Source organism: Blastococcus atacamensis (assembly GCF_002938425.1).
GTDB lineage: Bacteria > Actinomycetota > Actinomycetes > Mycobacteriales > Geodermatophilaceae > Blastococcus > Blastococcus atacamensis.
The window spans coordinates 25,177-41,502 of sequence record NZ_POQU01000024.1 but is presented as its reverse complement, the minus strand read 5'-3'; the positions used below and the strand labels follow the sequence as shown (position 1 = coordinate 41,502).

Here is a 16,326-nt window from a genome sequence, read left to right as displayed (position 1 = left end):
TCAGCGACGGCACCACCCCAACCCAGCGCAGCGTCCGCACCACGCTGGCCGACCTGCCGGCCACCCTCGCCGAGCACGCCGTCCGGCCACCCGCCGTCTGGGTCGTCGGCGAGGTCGTCGACCTGGCGACGTGATGGAACGGCCCCCTTCCAGGGACCCGGACCGAGCGGAGCGAGGGCTGGGGAGGAAGGGGTTCTTCTGCTTCAGCGGCTGCGGTACAGCCGGGTGGTCAGCGGCAGGAACACCGCGGCCAGGCCGGCGGCCACCGCGAGCGACACGACGATCGCGACGCCGTCGGGGGTGCCGTCCATCAGCGAGCGGCACGCGGTCGCCAGCACCGAGACCGGGTTGACGTCGACGAACGCCTGCAGCGGGGCGGGCAGGGTCGCCGGGTCGACGAAGACGTTGGACAGGAACGTGAGCGGGAAGATGCCGGTGAAGCCCGCGTTCATGACCGCGTTCGGGCTGCGCAGCAGCAGCCCGAGCACGCAGAACACCCACGACAGGCCGAAGGAGAAGACCACCACCAGAGCCAGCGCCGCGATCGCGCCGGCCACCCCGGCGTCGGGGCGGTACCCCAGCAGCACGCCGACGACGATGATCACCGTGCCGGCGATGACGTACCGGACGCTGTCACCGAGCAGCGAGCCCAGCAACGGCGCCGGCCGCCAGATCGGCAGCGACCGGAACCGGTCGACCACGCCCTTGGTCAGGTCGGTGTTGAGGGAGATCCCGGCGTGCACGGTGGTGAACAGCACCGACATGACCAGCAGCCCGGGCAGCGTGTAGTCCAGGTAGGCGCTGGTCGAGCCGGCGATGGCACCGCCGAAGAGGTACGTGAACATCAGCAGGAACATGACCGGCGTGAGCGTGACGTCCATGAGCTGCTCCGGCACGTGCTTGACCTTGAGCATCCCGCGCCAGCCGAACGCCAGCGCCGTCGCTAGCCGCCCGGGCCGGGGCGGCCGGGCCGTCGAGGCGATCGCCCGGCGGACGGCCGCGGTGTCGGCGGCGTCCGGGGCCGTGGTGGCTGCGCTCATGACGACTGCTCCTCGAGGGTCGCTGCGGGCGGCACCTCGGCGGCATGGCCGGTCAGCGCCAGGAAGACCTCGTCCAGGCTCGGCTGGTCGAGGGAGAACTCCGCGATGCCGATGCCCGTCCGGGCCAGCCCCGCCACCCCGTTCGCCGCTCGTGCCGAGTCCGGGCACTGCGCCGCCAGGCCGGCCGGGTCGGCACCCAGGGTCACCGGTCCCACGGCCCGCTCCAAGACGGTGGCCGCCTCCGGGCGGCGACCCGGATCGAGCAGCCGCACCCGCAGGCCGCCGGTGCCCACCGACGCCTTGAGCTGGGCCGGCGTGCCCTCGGCGATCACCCGCCCACGGTCGATGACGGCGATGCCGTCGGCCAGCTGGTCGGCCTCCTCAAGGTACTGGGTGCAGAGCAGGATCGTCGTCCCCTCCGCCACCAGCGCCCGGGCGATCTCCCACACGTGGTTGCGCGACCGCGGGTCCAGGCCGGTGGTGGGCTCGTCGAGGAACATCAGCCGCGGGGTGACGACGATGCTGGCGGCGATGTCCAGCCGGCGCCGCATGCCGCCGGAGTAGTGCTTGACCAGCTTCCCGGCGGCGGCGGCGATGCCGAACGCGTCGAGCAGCTCGTCGGCCCGCTCGCGGCCGGGCCCCGCCGCAGGCCCAGCAGCCGGCCGAGCAGCACGAGGTTCTCCCGGCCGGTGAGCTCCTCGTCGACCGAGGCGAGCTGCCCGGTCAGGCTGACCTGCGCGCGGACCGCGTCGGCCCCGGTGACCACGTCGTGCCCGAGCACCCGGGCGGTGCCCGCGTTCGGCCGGACGAGCGTCGCCAGCATCCGGATCGTCGTGGTCTTCCCCGCCCCGTTGGGACCCAGGACGCCGTAGACGACGCCGGCCGGGACGGCGAGGTCGATGCCGGCCACCGCCGTCGTGTCCCCGAAGGTCTTCCGCAGGCCCGTCGCTTCGATGGCCAGTGGTGCGTGCAGCGTCATGAGGTCCTCGCCCAGGTCCGGTCGCCGGCGTCTTCTCCCAGTCCGACGGACTCTCCTCGCGGAACTGAGCGGTCGCGAACGACTTTTCCGTCGGCACCCGCGACGGTCGCCGCAGCCGTGCGCCGCGATAGGTTCGGCGCGGCCCGACTCCCGACCCGCCGGAGGCCGCTGGAATGCCCGACGTGCTCCTCGTCCTGCTGATCGTCGTGCTGGTCGCCCTCGCGGTCCTCGCCGCGGTCATCCTGGTCCTGCGCCGCCGCAACCTGGCCCGCGCTGCCCGGCCACAGCCCCGGGTGGACCCGCTCGCCGACGAGCCCGACATCTACGACCCGCACCGGATCGGGGTCGGCGACGTGATCACCTACGCCGGCATCGACCACGTCGTCCGCGGCACGATCGTGCTGGAGGAGGGCGGCATGACGTGGCGTGAGCACCTGCTCGACGGGTCCACCGGCCGCCGCTGGCTCACCGTCGAGGACGACGAGGGCGATCTGGAGATGACCCTCTGGATGCGCCGCGAGGGCACGAACCTGGAACCCGGCGGCGACGTCGTCCTCGACGACCGGGTGCACCGGCAGATCGAGCGCGGCCGGGCCAGCTACACCGCCGAGGGCACCACCGGGACGCCGCCGACGGGCACCGTGGAGTACGCCGACTACGCGACGGCGGACAAGACCGGCCTGATCGCCTTCGAGCGCTGGGCTCCGACCCAGTCGTGGGAGGTCTCCACCGGGCGCGCGGTCAGCCGCGGCGAGCTGACCGTCTACCACCGCACCTCCGAGACGCCGTGAGCCTCCACGTGCTCGACGTGGAACCACGCGACGTCGCCGCGGCCGCCCTGGGCCTGCTGCTCGACCGGCCCGCGCCCGAGCCCCTGGCACGGCTGCGGCTCCCCGACGGGGCCGGCGGCGAGATCGTGCTCGGGGTGCTCGGGGCGTCCCACGTGGTGACCGCGCGCTCGGGGGGCTCCCGGCTCACCGAGGAGATCTCCTGCGACGCCGTCCACGCCGGTGGGCAACCGCTCCCCCGCTCCCACCGGACCGCCGGCTACGAGCTCACGTCGGCCGTCGTCCGCGTCGGCTGCGCCGAGCTGGACGCCACGGCCGACCGGCTGCGCGGCCGCGCCGCCACCGAGCCCGGCTGGCTGCTCGGTGCCTTCCCCGGCTCGGCGGGCGCGCTGACGGCGCTGACCGCGCAGCCCCTCGCCGGTGGCGGCTGGGCCTGGGACACCTGGCACCTCTACCCCGACGGCGACACCGGGGAGATCGTCACGACGAGCAGCAGGTGGATCCCATGAGCGCTTCCCGCCGGCCGGCCGCCCTCGCGCTGGCCGCCGTCGTCCTGCTGACCGGCTGCGGAAGCGGCACGCAGGTCCGCGGCTTCCTCGAGGACACCTACCGGCAGACCAGCTCCGACGGGGACACCGCGACCTACTCCTCCGCCGATCCCGTCGGCACGACGACCGCGGCCATCGCCGACGCCGTGCCGCCCGCCGAGCGGCAGGCCGACGGCGGCAACGAGTACCTCCGCTACAGCGACGACATCGTGATCGTCAGCCCCGCCACCGACGGTGCGACGGTGCGGGTGGAGGACCTCGACGGCCGCTACCGCGGCGGCTTCTTCGCCTTCCTCGGCCCGGGGTTCCGGCCCGGCTCCCCCGCGGGCGCGGGCGGCGACGGCGGCCCCGGCGACGGCAAGTGACCTCCCTCCGGACCTCCCACCCCCACCACCCGAATCCAGGAGAGATCCCGACGTGACGACCACATGGCAGGCGCTCGAGTTCGGCAGCGTCGACGGCGGTGCGCTCGGCGACGGCGTCCTCGCCACCCTGCTCTACTTCGCCATCGGTGCGGCGGTGCTGGCGCTGGGTTTCCTGGCGCTGGACCTGCTCACCCCGGGCAACCTGCGCACCCAGGTCTACACCGACCGCAATCCCAACGCGGCGATCCTGCTGGGTGCCAACCACCTGGCGCTGGCCGTCATCGTGGTCACCGCCATTCTGACCAGCGACGACAACCTGGGCCAGGGGCTGGTCGACTCGGCCGTCTACGGGCTGCTCGGTGTCGTGCTGCAGGCCGTCGCGCTCCGGCTGCTCGACGCCTTCGTGCCCGGCCACCTGCGCGACGTCGTCAACACCCCGCAGATGACCGGCACGGCCTGGGCCATCGGCGCCAGCCTCGTCGCGATCGCCGCGGTGAACGCCGCCGCGCTGTCCTGAGCGGCGTGACTCCCGCTGCGCCGGCGGCGGCGGTCGGGCCGCGTGCCCGGCCGCTGCTGCTCGCCGCCGTGGCGGTGTGCGCGGCCTGCGGGCTGATCTACGAGCTGGTCCTGCTCACCCTCTCGGCCGGCCTGGTCGGCGGCGGGATCACCCAGACCTCGCTGATCGTGGCCGGCTTCGTCGCCGCGCTCGGCGCCGGTGCGCTGCTGGTCAAGCCGTTCCTGCACCGCCCCGCCGCCACCTTCGTCGCGGTGGAGATCCTGCTCGGCGTCGTGGGTGGGCTCAGCGCCGTCACCCTCTACGTGTCGTTCTCCTTCTACGGGACCAGCTCCGCCGTGCTGCTGGTGGCCACCGCGGTCATCGGGGTGCTCGTCGGCGCCGAGGTGCCGCTGCTCATGACCCTGCTGCAGACCGGCCGGCCCGGCATCGACGCCGAGGGGTCGGGCAAGCTGCTGGCCGACCTGAACGCCGCCGACTACGCCGGTGCACTGATCGGCGGGCTGGCCTGGCCGTTCCTGCTGCTGCCGACGGCCGGGCAGATCCGCGGCGCGGCGCTGACCGGCGTGGTCAACCTGCTCGCCGCCGCGGTCGTGGCCGCCCTGCTCCTGCGGCCGCAGCTGGGCACCCGGGCCCTCCGCGCGGCGACCGCCGCCCTGCTCGTCGCGGCGGCCGTCCTGGGCGTCCTGCTGTTCCGGGCCCGCGACATCGAGACCACGACCCGCCAGCGCCTCTACGACGACCCGGTGGTCGCCGCGGAGCGGTCCCGCTACCAGGAGATCGTGCTCACCGACCGGGCCGGCGACGTGCGGCTCTACCTCGACGGCGACCTGCAGTTCTCCAGCCGCGACGAGTACCGCTACACCGAATCGCTGGTGCACCCGGTCCTGGCCCGCGATCCCGCGCGGGTGCTCATCCTCGGTGGCGGCGACGGCCTGGCCGCCCGAGAGGTGCTGCGGCACCCGTCGGTGCGCGAGGTGGTGCAGGTGGAGCTGGACCCGGCGGTGATCGCGCTGGCCCGCACGCGGCTTGCCGCGCTCAACGGCGGCGCGCTGGACGATCCGCGGGTGCAGGTCGTGACCGACGACGCCTTCCGCTGGCTGCGTACGCCGGCGGCCGAGGGCTTCGACGCCGTCGTCGTCGACATGCCCGATCCGGACACCCCGGTGCTGGGGCGCCTGTACTCCGAGGAGTTCTACGGCCTGGTGGCCGCCGCGCTGGCGCCCGGGGGGCTGGTCACCGTCCAGGCCGGCAGCGCCTACTCCACGCCGACCGCCTTCTGGCGCACCGTCTCGACCCTGGACGCGGCCGGTCTGGCGACGACGCCCTACCACGTGCACGTGCCGAGCTTCGGCGACTGGGGCTTCGCCCTGGCCCAGGCGGGCAGCGTGCCACCCGAGCCCGCGCTCTCGCCGTCGGCCCCGGCTCCGCGGTTCCTCGACGACGCCGTGCTCGACGCCTCCGCCGTCTTCCCGGCCGACCGGCCGAGGCAGCGGCTGACCCCCTCGACGCTGGACCGGCCACTGATCGTCGAGGACATGCGTGCCGGGTACTCCGGCTGACGCCTAGTAGCGTTTCCTCCGTGACCGCCGCTCCTTCCCCGACCCGTGAATCCGCCGGGACGGCGGTCGAGGAGGCCGCCCGGCGGCGCACCTTCGCCGTCATCAGCCACCCGGACGCCGGCAAGTCGACCCTCACCGAGGCGCTCGCCCTGCACGCCCGCGTCATCGGCCAGGCCGGTGCCGTGCACGGCAAGGCCGGTCGGCGCGGCACGGTCAGCGACTGGATGGAGATGGAGCGCGACCGCGGCATCTCGATCACCTCGGCCGCCCTGCAGTTCGGCTACCGCGACGCCGTCGTGAACCTGCTCGACACCCCCGGGCACGCCGACTTCTCCGAGGACACCTACCGGGTGCTGACCGCGGTGGACGCCGCGGTGATGCTCGTCGACGCCGCCAAGGGCCTCGAGGCGCAGACCATGAAGCTCTTCGCCGTCTGCAAGCACCGGGGCATCCCGATCCTCACGGTCATCAACAAGTGGGACCGCCCGGGCAAGGACGCCCTCGAGCTGATGGACGAGATCGCCGAGCGCACCGGGCTCACCCCGACCCCGCTGACCTGGCCGGTGGGCATCGCCGGGGACTTCCGCGGCGTGCTCGACCGCCGTACCGGCGACTTCCGCCGCTTCACCCGCACCGCCGGTGGCGCGACCATCGCCCCGGAGGAGCTGCTCACCGCCGAGGAGGCCGCGGCGCAGGAGGGCGACGTCTGGCTGCAGGCCCAGGAGGAGGCCGAGCTCCTGACCGAGTCCGGCCAGAACCACGACCAGGAGTCCTTCCTCGGCGGGGTGAGCACACCGGTCCTGTTCGCCTCGGCGGTGTCGAACTTCGGCGTCGGCGCGCTGCTGGACACCCTGGTCGACCTGGCGCCGGCCCCGACCGGCCGCCCCGACGCCGAGGGCGCGGTCCGCGATCTCGCCGCCCCGTTCAGCGCCTTCGTCTTCAAGGTGCAGTCCGGGATGGACGCCGCGCACCGCGACCGGCTGGCCTACATCCGGATCTGCTCCGGCGTCTTCGAGCGCGGCATGGTGGTCACCCACGGGCGCACCAAGCGCCCGTTCGCCACCAAGTACGCCCAGCAGGTGTTCGGCCGGGAGCGCGAGGTGGTCGACCTCGCCTACCCCGGTGACGTCGTCGGCCTGGTGAACGCCTCCGCGCTCGGTGTGGGCGACAGCCTGTACAGCGAGAAGCCGGTCACCTTCCCGCCGCTGACCACGTTCGCCCCGGAGCACTTCGCCGTCGTGCGGAGCAAGGACACCGCCAAGCACAAGCAGTTCCGCAAGGGTATCGAGCAGCTGGACTCCGAGGGCGTGGTCCAGGTGCTGCGCTCCGAGCGCCGCGGCGACGGCTCCCCCGTCCTCGCCGTCGTCGGGCCCATGCAGTTCGAGGTGGCCACGCACCGCATGGAGCACGAGTTCAACGCCGCGGTGCATCTCGACCGGCTGCCCTACAGCATCGCGATGCGCACCGACGAGGCGTCCGTGCCGCTGGTCACCGCCTCCGGCGGGACCGAGGTCGTGCAGCGCCCCAACGGCGAGCTGCTGGCGCTGTTCACCGACAAGTGGGCGCTGCGGATGCTGCAGCAGCGGCACTCCACCATCACCCTTGAGCCGCTGGTGGCCGCGCAGCTGGGCTGAGGCGTCACTCCAGCAGCGTCCGGTAGATGTCCCGTGCGTGGTCGAAGACGAGGAAGTGCCCCTCACCGGCCATCCAGTGCGCCGCGCAGTCCGGCAGCATCGTGCTGAGCACCTGTCCGAGCACGACGGGGACCTGCCAGTCCTGCGTCCCGTGCCAGACGTGCACCCGCTGCCCCACCGTCGACAGCGGGAACCCCCACGGCCGGAAGAGCAGCGCCCGGTCCTCCGCCAGCGCGGCGGTGCCGTTGCGCAGCCCCTCGGCGAAGGTCGTGGCCAGGACCCGCCGCACCGCCGGGCGGCCGATCACCTTCCGGTCGGCGGCGTTGAGGCGGAACTGCAGGTAGCGCGGGATCAGCTCGGGGCGCAGCCCCAGTGGCGCGAAGATCGGCCGCAGCACCGTGGCCAGCTGCGCGGGCCGGTGCAGGCCGGCCCGCACCCGCGAGGGCACCCAGCGCGGCCACGGCCACGGGACGTCGGGCGGTGGCGCCCCCCCGAGGATGCCGACGGTCCGCACCCGGTCGCCGAAGGTGTGCGCGCAGGCCAGCGCGTAGGCCGCGCCCCCGGAGAGGCTGAGTGTGGCGAAGCGGTCGACGCCCAGGGAGTCGAGCAGCTGCTCGACGTCCCCCGGCCAGTCCATGACCCGGCGGCCGGGATGCGGGTCCGACCGCCCGAACCCCGGCCGATCGGGTACGACGAGCCGCACGCCCCAGCGCCGGTAGTCCTCGGCGTCCTCGACGTGCCGCTCCAGCCGGGAGCTCGGTGAGCCGTGGCAGCCGAGGACCACCGTTCCGTCGGGGTCCCCGTACTCCGCATACGCCAGCGTCCGGCCGTCGGCCAGCCGGATGCTGCCTTCCCGGGGGCCCGGTGCACTCGTCATGCCGGCACCCCTACCCGTCACGGTCGCAACCGGACCCTTCCGGCGGTCCGGACGTGCGCCGCACCGGGGAGGTGGCCCAGACTCCATTCCGGAAGAAGGTCCGCGCATCGTCGGTCCCCGGCCGGTGCGCGACCCCGCCGACCGGCACGTCCGCAGCCACGGGAGCCCAGATGTCGCACGCACCGCAGGACGGTTCGCGGGCTCCTGGCCCCGCCGGCGCCGGACCGGCTGCCGGGAAGATGTCGGCGAGCACGCGGTCGACGTTGCTGGGCGCCATGTTCCTCATGGCGACCTCTGCCATCGGTCCCGGCTTCATCACGCAGACGACGGCCTTCACCGTGCAGCTCGGCGCCGCCTTCGCCTTCGCCATCGCCGCCTCGATCGTCGTCGACATCGCTCTGCAGCTGAACGTGTGGCGCGTCATCGGCGTCTCCGGCCGGCGCGCCCAGGAGCTGGGCAACCTGGTGCTCCCGGGGCTCGGCTGGGTGATGGCCGCGCTGCTGCTGGCCGGCGGGCTGGTCTTCAACGTGGGCAACGTCAGCGGCGCCGGCCTGGGTACCGACGCCATGCTCGGGCTCGATCCGCGCGTCGGCGGGGCCGTCTCCGCCCTCATCGCGATCGGGATCTTCCTGAGCCGGCGGGCCGGCGTGGCGGTGGACCGGATCGTCGTCGCGCTCGGTCTGGTGATGATCGGGCTGACCGCCTACATCGCGATCACCTCCGATCCGCCGGTCGGCCGCGCGCTGCGCAACGTCGTCCTGCCCGAGGAGGTCAGCTTCCTGGCGATCACCACCCTCATCGGCGGGACGATCGGCGGGTACATCGTCTACGCCGGTGCCCACCGCCTGCTCGACTCGGGCATCACCGGACCGGAGCACGTCCGGGACATCACCCGCGGCTCGGTCACCGGCATCGTCCTCACCGGCGTCATGCGCGTCGTGCTGTTCCTGGCCATCCTCGGCGTCGTCACCGGTGGCGCGGCGCTGGATCCGGGGAGCCAGGCGGCGTCGGCCTTCCAGCAGGCGGCCGGCCAGGTGGGCCTGCGGGTCTTCGGCATCGTCCTGTGGGCGGCGGCGATCACGAGCATCATCGGCGCCTCGTACACGACGGTCTCCTTCCTCACCAGCCGGACCGCCACCAGCGACCGGACCGGCACCCTGCTGGTCTGCGGGTTCATCGCCGTCACCGCGCTGGCGTTCGTGCTGGTCGGCACGCCGCCCACGACCCTGCTGGTCTTCGCCGGTGCGTTCAACGGCCTGCTGCTGCCCTTCGGCATCGCGGTGCTGCTCTGGGTGGCCACCCGCCGCACCGACCTCCTGAACGGGTACCGCTATCCCCGGTGGCTGCTGGTCGTCGGATGGCTGGCCTGGTTGCTGACGCTGTACCTGGCCGCCAACTCGGTCCGGCCCGTGATCGAGCTCTTCTCCTGACCCGAGGACTCCGATGACCGACAGCGGCACCACCATCGATCTGAACTCCGACCTCGGCGAGGGGTTCGGCCAGTGGACGCTCGGGGACGACGACGCGCTGCTGGGGATCGTCACGAGCGCCAACGTCGCCTGCGGCTTCCACGCCGGCGACGCCTCGACCATGCGCCGCGTCTGCGCGCGGGCCGCCGCCGCCGGGGTCGCCATCGGGGCACAGGTGGGATACCGCGACCTGCCGGGCTTCGGACGCCGCTTCATCGACATCGAGCCCGACGCCTTGACCCAGGAGGTCATCTACCAGATCGGCGCCCTGGAGGCCTTCGCCCGCGTCGCCGGATCGCGGGTGCGGTACGTGAAGCCGCACGGAGCCCTGTACAACGCCATCGTCTCCCACGAGGAGCAGGCGGCCGCCGTGGTCCGCGCCGTCGTCGACTACGACCGGACGCTGCCGGTGATGGGGCTGCCCGGCTCGGCGTGGCTGCGCCTGGCGCAGGCCGCCGGCCTGACGGTCGTGCACGAGGCGTTCGCCGACCGCGCGTACACGCCCGAGGGCACCCTCGTGTCCCGCCGCCTGCCCGGCGCGGTGCTCCACGACGCGGACGAGATCGCCCGGCGCTGCGTCGCCATGGCCGCCGGGGAACCGATCGCCGACGTGGCGGGCGGCTCGCTGACGCTGCGGCCCGACTCGATCTGCGTCCACGGGGACACGCCCGGAGCGGTGCGGATCGCGCAGGAGGTCCGGGAGGCGCTCACCCGGGCGGGAGCCTCCCTGGCCCCCTTCACGGCGTGATGCGAATCCTGCCGAGCGGCACCACGGCATTGCTGGTGGAGGTCGATTCGCTCGACGAGGTCCTGGCCCTCTACGCCGCGCTCGACGAGGAGACTCCGCAGGGAGTGGTGGACGTCGTCCCGGCCGCCCGGACGGTCCTCGTGGTGACCGACCCGGCCATCTCGTCGCTGTCGGAGGTCGAGGTCGCGGTCCGGCGGGCGAAGCCCCGGCGGGACCGCCGCGCAGCCGGGAACCTGGTGGAGATCCCGGTCCGCTACGACGGCGAGGACCTCGCGGACGTCGCCGCGCTGCTGGAACTCGATCCGGCCGACGTCGTTCGTCGCCACACCGGTGCGGAGTGGACGGTGGCGTTCAGCGGCTTCGCTCCCGGCTTCGGCTACCTCACGTCGGCTTCCGGTGGTTGGGACGTGCCCCGCCGCGCGTCTCCGCGCACCAAGGTGCCGGCCGGGTCGGTCGCCCTGGCCGGGGAGTTCAGCGGCGTCTATCCGCGTGAGTCACCCGGCGGATGGCAGCTCATCGGCCGCACCGACCTCGCCGTGTTCGACCTGGCACGGGAGCCGGCGGCACTGCTGCAACCCGGCGTCCGGGTCCGCTTCGTCGATGTAGGCCGGCCGTGACGCGCGCGGTCACCGTCCTCGCTCCCGGGCCGTCGACGACGGTGCAGGACGAGGGAAGGCCCGGCCAGGCGTCGCTGGGGATCGGACGGTCCGGCGCCTGCGATCGGGCCTCCTACCGCCTCGCCAACCGGCTGGTGGGCAACGCCCCGGGCGCCGCGGCCCTCGAGGTGACGTTCGGCGGCCTGGCGCTGCGCGCGGAGCACGATCTGGTCGTCGTGACCACCGGCGCCCCGTGCCCCGGCTCGCCCGCGCACAACGCCCCGGAGTTGCTGCCGGCCGGGAGCGAGCTCCGCCTGGGCGCGCCGACCAGCGGGCTGCGGACCTACGTCGCGATCCGTGGGGGGTTCCTCGTGCCGCCGGTGCTGGGCTCGCGCTCGACCGACGTGCTCTCCGGGCTCGGACCGCCTCCGCTCTCCTCCGGCGACGTCCTCCCGGTCGGCGCACCGGACGCGTCGCTGCCCGGCGTGGACGTCGCTCCGGTGGCCGATCCCCCGGCCGGCGAACTGGCTGTCCGGGTGCTTCCCGGGCCGCGCCTCGACTGGTTCGCCGACGAAGCCTGGACCACCCTCACCGGGCAGCCCTACACGGTGACCAGCGAGAGCAACCGGGTCGGGGTCCGGTTGGACGGGCTTCCGCTCGACCGGCGACGCACCGACGAGCTGCCGAGCGAGGGCATGGTCCGCGGAGCGCTGCAGATACCGCCCTCCGGCCGCCCCGTGCTCTTCCTCGCCGACCATCCGGTCACCGGCGGCTACCCCGTCGTCGGCTACGTCGCCGACGACGACGTCGACCGCTGCGCGCAGCTACGCCCGGGCCAGGCGCTGCGGTTCAGGACCGGGCAGCCGGGCTGACCGCCCCGCCGCCGGTCATCGCCCGGTTTCCCGGACCGGCGCCGCGCCGACCCGGAGCTCCCCGGGCGAGCTCCCGGCCGCGGGGTCCTTCCGCGACCAGTAGCTGGCCAGCAGCGATCCGGACACGTTGTGCCAGACGGAGAAGATCGCCGCGGGAAGAGCCGCCACGGGGTTGAAGTGCGCGGTGGCCAGCGCCGCGGCCAGGCCCGAGTTCTGCATGCCGACCTCGATGCTGACGGCTCGCCTGCCCGACACGTCCAGGCGGAAGACCCGCGCGATCGCGTACCCGAGGCCGTACCCCAGGCCGTTGTGCAGCACGACCGCCACGACGACCAGCAGCCCGACCGAGAGGATGGTCGCCGAGCTCGCCGCGACGACGACGACCACGACGGCGGCGATACCGACCACGGACACCAGCGGGAGCACCGGCAGCACGCGCTCGACGAGCCGGGGGGCCGACAGACGGAGGACCAGTCCCAGCAGCACGGGCAGGAGGACGATCTGGACGATGGAGAGGAAGAGTCCTCCGGCGTCGACCGGCAGGTACTCCCCCGCGAGCGCCAGGACGAGGACGGGGGTGAGCAGCGGCGCGAGGAGCGTCGACACCGACGTCATGGCCACGGAGAGGGCCGTGTCCCCCTTCGAGAGGTACACCATGACGTTCGACGCCGTGCCGCCCGGCGCGGCGCCGACGAGCACCACGCCGGCCGCCAGCGCCGCGGGAAGGTCCAGTGCCTGAGCCAGGAGCCAGGCCAGCCCGGGCATGACCAGGTACTGGGCGGCGACGCCGAGCAGCAGGGCCCACGGCCGTCGGGCGACGACGGCGAAGTCGCTCAGCCTCAGGGTCATGCCCATGCCGAGCATGATCACCATCAGGAGGTACGGAACGGCGACCGTTCCACCGGCGAAGGCGTCCGGGAACGCCAGGGCGACGCCTCCCGCCACCAGCACGATCAGGGCGAACCAGCGCCCGACGACGTCGCTGATCGCTGTGATGCTCACGCCGCTGCCTTCCCTTCCCGGTGATACCGGTCGTCCACCGTTCCCCAGCGGCACGAACCGGACGGTCGCTCCCAGGATGTGCGACGGGATCGTCCATGCCCCGGGTCGGGCACAGTCTCCCCTCCCCGCGTCCCGGCGTCGCGCTCGATCCGTCGACTCGCGGTTCCGTCGACATGTCACCGCGTCGACATGCCGGGCTGCGCCCCCGCCGGCGGGCACTGTTGCTAGCTTGCGGCCATGGCGATCGATCCCCGCGGCGCGGACCTGAAGCGGTACCTGCAGGAGGACCCGGGCGGTCCCGTGGTCATGCTCAACCTGCTGCGCTACGCCGAGGGCGGGCGGGAGCTGTACGCGCAGTACGCCGAGGCGCTGAGTGCCACCTTCCTGCCGCGGTACGGCGGCGAGGTGCTCTACGCCGGCGACGGCTCGACGTCGCTCGTGGCCGAGCAGGGCCAGGACTGGGACGCCGTCCTGCTGGTCCGCTACCCGTCGCGCGAGGCGTTCAGCCGGATGGTCGCCGATCCGGAGTACCAGCAGGTGACCGAGCTGCGCACCCGCGCCCTGTCCGAGGCGGTGCTGCAGGCCACCACCGCCTGGTGACGCGCGTCCCGGGGTCAGTGGCCCCGGAACGCCTCCTCGAGCCACCACGAGGGTTCGCCCCGGGTGACCTTGGCGTCGACCAGCAGCGGCGCCGTCCGCGGGCCGGCGAGCCACGCGCCGACGCCGGCGAGGTCGGCCGGACCGCGGACGGTCACCGCCTCGAACCCGTAACCGCGGCCGATCGCGGCGAAGTCGGTCTCCGGGAAGCGCACCGTGTCCAGCGCGTGGCCGTCGGGTCCGAAGTGGTGCACCTCGGCGCCGTAGGCGGCGTCGTCGTGGACGACCACCACCATCGGCAGCCCGAGCCGCACCACCGTCTCCAGCTCGGCGGCGCCCATCAGCGCGCCGCCGTCGCCCAGGGCGGCGACCGGCAGCCGGTCGGGCCGGGCCAGCGCGGCACCGATCGCGGTGGCCAGCCCCAGGCCCACGGACTGGAACGCCTGGGTGAAGCAGAACCCGTGCTCGTCGGGGACGTCGAGGTACATGCTCGGGTAGCCCATGAAGTTGCCGGAGTCGACGGCGACGATCCGCTCCGCCGGGAGGAGGTCGTCCAGGCCGATGCCGAGGGTGCGCGGATCGATCAGCCCCGCACCCCCGGCGTCGTCGTAGGGCTCGTCCCGCCAGCGCCCGCGGGCGGCGATCGCGTCGCGGACCTCCGCCGTCCGGTAGCCCTCGACGGTGTCGTCCAGCAGTCCCGTCGCGGCGGCGGCGACGGCCCGCACGTCGCCCACGACCCCGAGCGAGACCTCGCGCTGCGCGCCGATGGCGTCGGCCTCGTCGTCCACCTGCACGACGACGGCGTCAGCCGCGATCAGCCGGCCGTGCCGCATGGTCCACATGTTCAGCTGGCAGCCCCAGCCCACGATCAGGTCCGCGCCCGAGATCAGCTCCGCGGCCAACGGGGTCGCGAACCCGCCGGAGACGTCCAGGTCGCACGGGCTGCCGCGGAACAGCCCCTTCGCCACCGCCGAGGTGGCCAGCAGCGCTCCACAGCGGTCCGCGAGCTGCTCCAGCTCGGCGCGGGCCGCGCGGGCGCCCCGGCCGGCCACGAACACCGGACGCCGAGCCCGGCGCAACGCCTCGGCCAACTCGCCGGCCGGCTCCTCGGCCTCGACGGTGCCGGGCTCGGGCACCGGCGGCAGCGGCTCGGCCGGGAGCCCCTCGGCCGGCTGGGACTGCACGTCCAGGGGCAGGTTCAGCACGACGACCCGCCGCTGCTCGCGGGCGGTGTCGACGGCGACGGCCGTGTAGCGCTCAGCGGTGGCGGCCGACGTCACCCGTACCGACAGGGCGCCCACGGCCTCGGCGAGCGCCGGCTGGTCCACGTGGAAGTTCGACCGCCGGTTCGTCGTCTCCGCGGTGAGCACCACCAGCGGCGTGCGGCTCTTGGCCGCCTCGGTGATGCCGGTGAGCGCGTTGGTGAGCCCGCATCCCTGGTGCAGGCTCACCACCGCCGGCCGGCCGCTGGTGCGGGCGAAGGCGTCGGCCATCGTGGCGGCGCCGCCCTCGTGCCGGGCCGCCACGTACCGGGCACCGGCGGCCACCATCGCGTTGGTGGCCACGAAGTTGCCCGACCCGACGACGCCGAACACCGTGTCGATGCCGCAGCGGACCAGCGCCTCGCCGACCGCCTCGGCGACCGTCCGCGTCGGGCTCATTCCCGCTCGACCAGCGCCAGCACCCGGGACGGCGAGCCCGACCCGCCCACGATGGGCAGCGGCGCGGCCACGACCAGGGCGCCGGTCGCCGGCAGCTGCGCCAGGTTCTGCAGCTGGGTCAGGCCGTACTTGCCGCTGCCCATCAGCGCGGAGTGGCACGGGAACGGCGGGTCGAAGGAGTGCGCCGCGCCGGCGTCGGTGCCCACCGTCTCCACGCCCAGGCCGATGACCGGCGCCTCCTCGGCCAGCCACCGGGCGCACTCGACCGACAGGCCGGGGGTGTGCGGCCCGGACTCGTCGGCGTTCAGGTAGTCGCGCTGGGACTCCGAGCGGACGTCCCACCCCGTGCGGAACAGCAGCCAGCCGCCCTCGGGGAGGGGGCCGTGGGTCGCCTCCCACTCGCGGACGTCCGCCACCTCGAGCAGGAAGTCGGGGTTCTGCGCCGCCCGCTCCGAGAAGTCGAGCACCGCGGCGGGCGCGACCAGCTTCCGGGCGGCCACCGACGCGACGTCCTCACCGTCCTGGCCGGTGACCCAGTGGTTGGGCGCGTCGAAGTGCGTGCCGGTGTGCTCACCGGTCCGGAAGTTGTTCCAGTACCAGGCCGGCCCGCGGTCGTCGTACCGGCTGAGCTCCTCCAGCTGGAAGGTCGCCGTCTGCGCGAACGGCTCGGGGAGCTGGATGACCGGCGTCCCCGAGTGCAGTGGCGCGGTGAGGTCGACGACCTCGATCCGCCCGGTGGCCAGGGCTTCGGCGAAACTCGACAGGATCGACATGCGCGGTCCCCTTCTCAGGCGCTCGGATCGGCCGACAGCCAATCACAGGCTCCGGCGCCCGTCCCGGCTATCCCGGCGCGCACGGGGGTAGGCACCGCGCATGGATGCAGTGACCTTCGGGAAGGCCGGCCTCACGGGCTGGCGCGCACGCGTGGCCGACGCCGTGGCCGGTCCGGTCGCCCGGCGCACCCCGGCCACCGACGACCAGGTGCGAGCAGCGATCGGGGCCCTCTTCCTCCTCCTGTCGACCATGTACGTGGCCAAGGCTGTGAGGGACCTGGCAACCAGCCGCTGAGCCGGC

The 16,326-nt window shown here is 73.9% G+C and carries 19 protein-coding genes; 12 read left to right on the top strand and 7 right to left on the bottom strand.

Translation table 11 applies throughout. The annotated features are described in order from the left end of the window. Positions 1–203: 203 nt before the first annotated feature. Genes C5508_RS08320 through C5508_RS20585 form a run of 3 tightly spaced genes read right to left on the bottom strand, consistent with a single transcriptional unit; the run spans position 204 to position 2,019 of the window. The gene (locus C5508_RS08320) at positions 204–1,040 is read right to left on the bottom strand and encodes an ABC transporter permease (RefSeq protein WP_104524472.1); all 837 of its coding nucleotides are present in this window, start codon (positions 1,038–1,040) and stop codon (positions 204–206) included. Continuing rightward, positions 1,037–1,615 carry an ATP-binding cassette domain-containing protein gene (locus C5508_RS20590; protein ID WP_332872184.1) on the bottom strand — a complete coding sequence of 193 codons (579 nt, stop codon included), beginning with the start codon at positions 1,613–1,615 and terminating at the stop codon, positions 1,037–1,039. The genes C5508_RS08320 and C5508_RS20590 overlap by 4 nt, the downstream gene beginning before the upstream one ends. Continuing rightward, complete coding sequence (locus C5508_RS20585; RefSeq protein WP_332872183.1) at positions 1,540–2,019, bottom strand: ATP-binding cassette domain-containing protein; 480 nt, start codon at positions 2,017–2,019, stop codon at positions 1,540–1,542. The genes C5508_RS20590 and C5508_RS20585 overlap by 76 nt, the downstream gene beginning before the upstream one ends. A gap of 173 nt (positions 2,020–2,192) precedes the next feature. Here C5508_RS20585 and C5508_RS08310 point away from each other — a divergent pair, with 173 nt between their 5' ends. The 6 genes from C5508_RS08310 to C5508_RS08285 are packed head-to-tail and all read left to right on the top strand — an operon-like array spanning position 2,193 to position 7,430. Beyond that, positions 2,193–2,810, top strand: coding sequence for a DUF4178 domain-containing protein (locus C5508_RS08310; protein ID WP_104524471.1), 618 nt, complete (start codon positions 2,193–2,195; stop codon positions 2,808–2,810). Further along, a complete protein-coding gene (locus C5508_RS08305) occupies positions 2,807–3,316 on the top strand; it encodes a DUF2617 family protein (protein WP_104524470.1) in 510 nt (169 codons plus the stop codon). Before C5508_RS08310 ends, C5508_RS08305 begins: the two co-directional genes overlap by 4 nt. Further along, positions 3,313–3,720, top strand: coding sequence for a DUF4247 domain-containing protein (locus tag C5508_RS08300; protein WP_104524469.1), 408 nt, complete (start codon positions 3,313–3,315; stop codon positions 3,718–3,720). The genes C5508_RS08305 and C5508_RS08300 overlap by 4 nt, the downstream gene beginning before the upstream one ends. 52 nt (positions 3,721–3,772) lie before the next feature. After that, the gene (locus C5508_RS08295) at positions 3,773–4,237 is read left to right on the top strand and encodes a DUF350 domain-containing protein (protein ID WP_104524480.1); all 465 of its coding nucleotides are present in this window, start codon (positions 3,773–3,775) and stop codon (positions 4,235–4,237) included. A gap of 5 nt (positions 4,238–4,242) precedes the next feature. After that, complete coding sequence (locus C5508_RS08290) at positions 4,243–5,796, top strand: polyamine aminopropyltransferase (protein ID WP_232797001.1); 1,554 nt, start codon at positions 4,243–4,245, stop codon at positions 5,794–5,796. A gap of 20 nt (positions 5,797–5,816) precedes the next feature. Further along, complete coding sequence (locus tag C5508_RS08285) at positions 5,817–7,430, top strand: peptide chain release factor 3 (RefSeq protein ID WP_198597964.1); 1,614 nt, start codon at positions 5,817–5,819, stop codon at positions 7,428–7,430. A 4-nt stretch (positions 7,431–7,434) separates the two neighbouring features. On the opposite strand, the gene C5508_RS08280 is transcribed toward C5508_RS08285, so the two are convergent. Continuing rightward, positions 7,435–8,307, bottom strand: a complete 873-nt coding sequence (locus tag C5508_RS08280) for an alpha/beta fold hydrolase (RefSeq protein WP_104524468.1) — start codon at positions 8,305–8,307, stop codon at positions 7,435–7,437. A gap of 170 nt (positions 8,308–8,477) precedes the next feature. Between C5508_RS08280 and C5508_RS08275 the strand changes: the two genes are divergently transcribed. Genes C5508_RS08275 through C5508_RS08260 form a run of 4 tightly spaced genes read left to right on the top strand, consistent with a single transcriptional unit; the run spans position 8,478 to position 11,992 of the window. Then, positions 8,478–9,737: an NRAMP family divalent metal transporter gene (locus tag C5508_RS08275; RefSeq protein WP_104524467.1), complete on the top strand. Its 1,260-nt coding sequence runs from the start codon at positions 8,478–8,480 to the stop codon at positions 9,735–9,737. A gap of 13 nt (positions 9,738–9,750) precedes the next feature. Beyond that, positions 9,751–10,524, top strand: coding sequence for a LamB/YcsF family protein (locus tag C5508_RS08270; RefSeq protein WP_104524466.1), 774 nt, complete (start codon positions 9,751–9,753; stop codon positions 10,522–10,524). Next, positions 10,524–11,141: a 5-oxoprolinase subunit PxpB gene (pxpB, locus tag C5508_RS08265; RefSeq protein WP_104524465.1), complete on the top strand. Its 618-nt coding sequence runs from the start codon at positions 10,524–10,526 to the stop codon at positions 11,139–11,141. The genes C5508_RS08270 and pxpB overlap by 1 nt, the downstream gene beginning before the upstream one ends. Then, positions 11,138–11,992, top strand: coding sequence for a 5-oxoprolinase subunit C family protein (locus C5508_RS08260; RefSeq protein ID WP_232797000.1), 855 nt, complete (start codon positions 11,138–11,140; stop codon positions 11,990–11,992). The genes pxpB and C5508_RS08260 overlap by 4 nt, the downstream gene beginning before the upstream one ends. A gap of 15 nt (positions 11,993–12,007) precedes the next feature. Here the strand turns inward: C5508_RS08260 and C5508_RS08255 are convergent, their stop codons facing one another. Next, the gene (locus tag C5508_RS08255) at positions 12,008–12,994 is read right to left on the bottom strand and encodes a bile acid:sodium symporter family protein (protein WP_104524463.1); all 987 of its coding nucleotides are present in this window, start codon (positions 12,992–12,994) and stop codon (positions 12,008–12,010) included. Between the two features lie 237 nt (positions 12,995–13,231). Here C5508_RS08255 and C5508_RS08250 point away from each other — a divergent pair, with 237 nt between their 5' ends. Continuing rightward, positions 13,232–13,594, top strand: a complete 363-nt coding sequence (locus tag C5508_RS08250; RefSeq protein ID WP_104524462.1) for a DUF1330 domain-containing protein — start codon at positions 13,232–13,234, stop codon at positions 13,592–13,594. 14 nt (positions 13,595–13,608) lie between these two features. Here C5508_RS08250 and C5508_RS08245 read toward each other — a convergent pair whose 3' ends face one another. Continuing rightward, a complete protein-coding gene (locus C5508_RS08245; protein ID WP_104524461.1) occupies positions 13,609–15,252 on the bottom strand; it encodes a thiamine pyrophosphate-binding protein in 1,644 nt (547 codons plus the stop codon). Next, on the bottom strand, positions 15,249–16,025 hold the full coding sequence (locus C5508_RS08240) for a cyclase family protein (RefSeq protein WP_104524460.1): 777 nt from the start codon (positions 16,023–16,025) through the stop codon (positions 15,249–15,251). Before C5508_RS08240 ends, C5508_RS08245 begins: the two co-directional genes overlap by 4 nt. 100 nt (positions 16,026–16,125) lie before the next feature. Here C5508_RS08240 and C5508_RS08235 point away from each other — a divergent pair, with 100 nt between their 5' ends. Next, a complete protein-coding gene (locus C5508_RS08235; RefSeq protein ID WP_104524459.1) occupies positions 16,126–16,320 on the top strand; it encodes a hypothetical protein in 195 nt (64 codons plus the stop codon). Positions 16,321–16,326 lie beyond the last annotated feature (6 nt).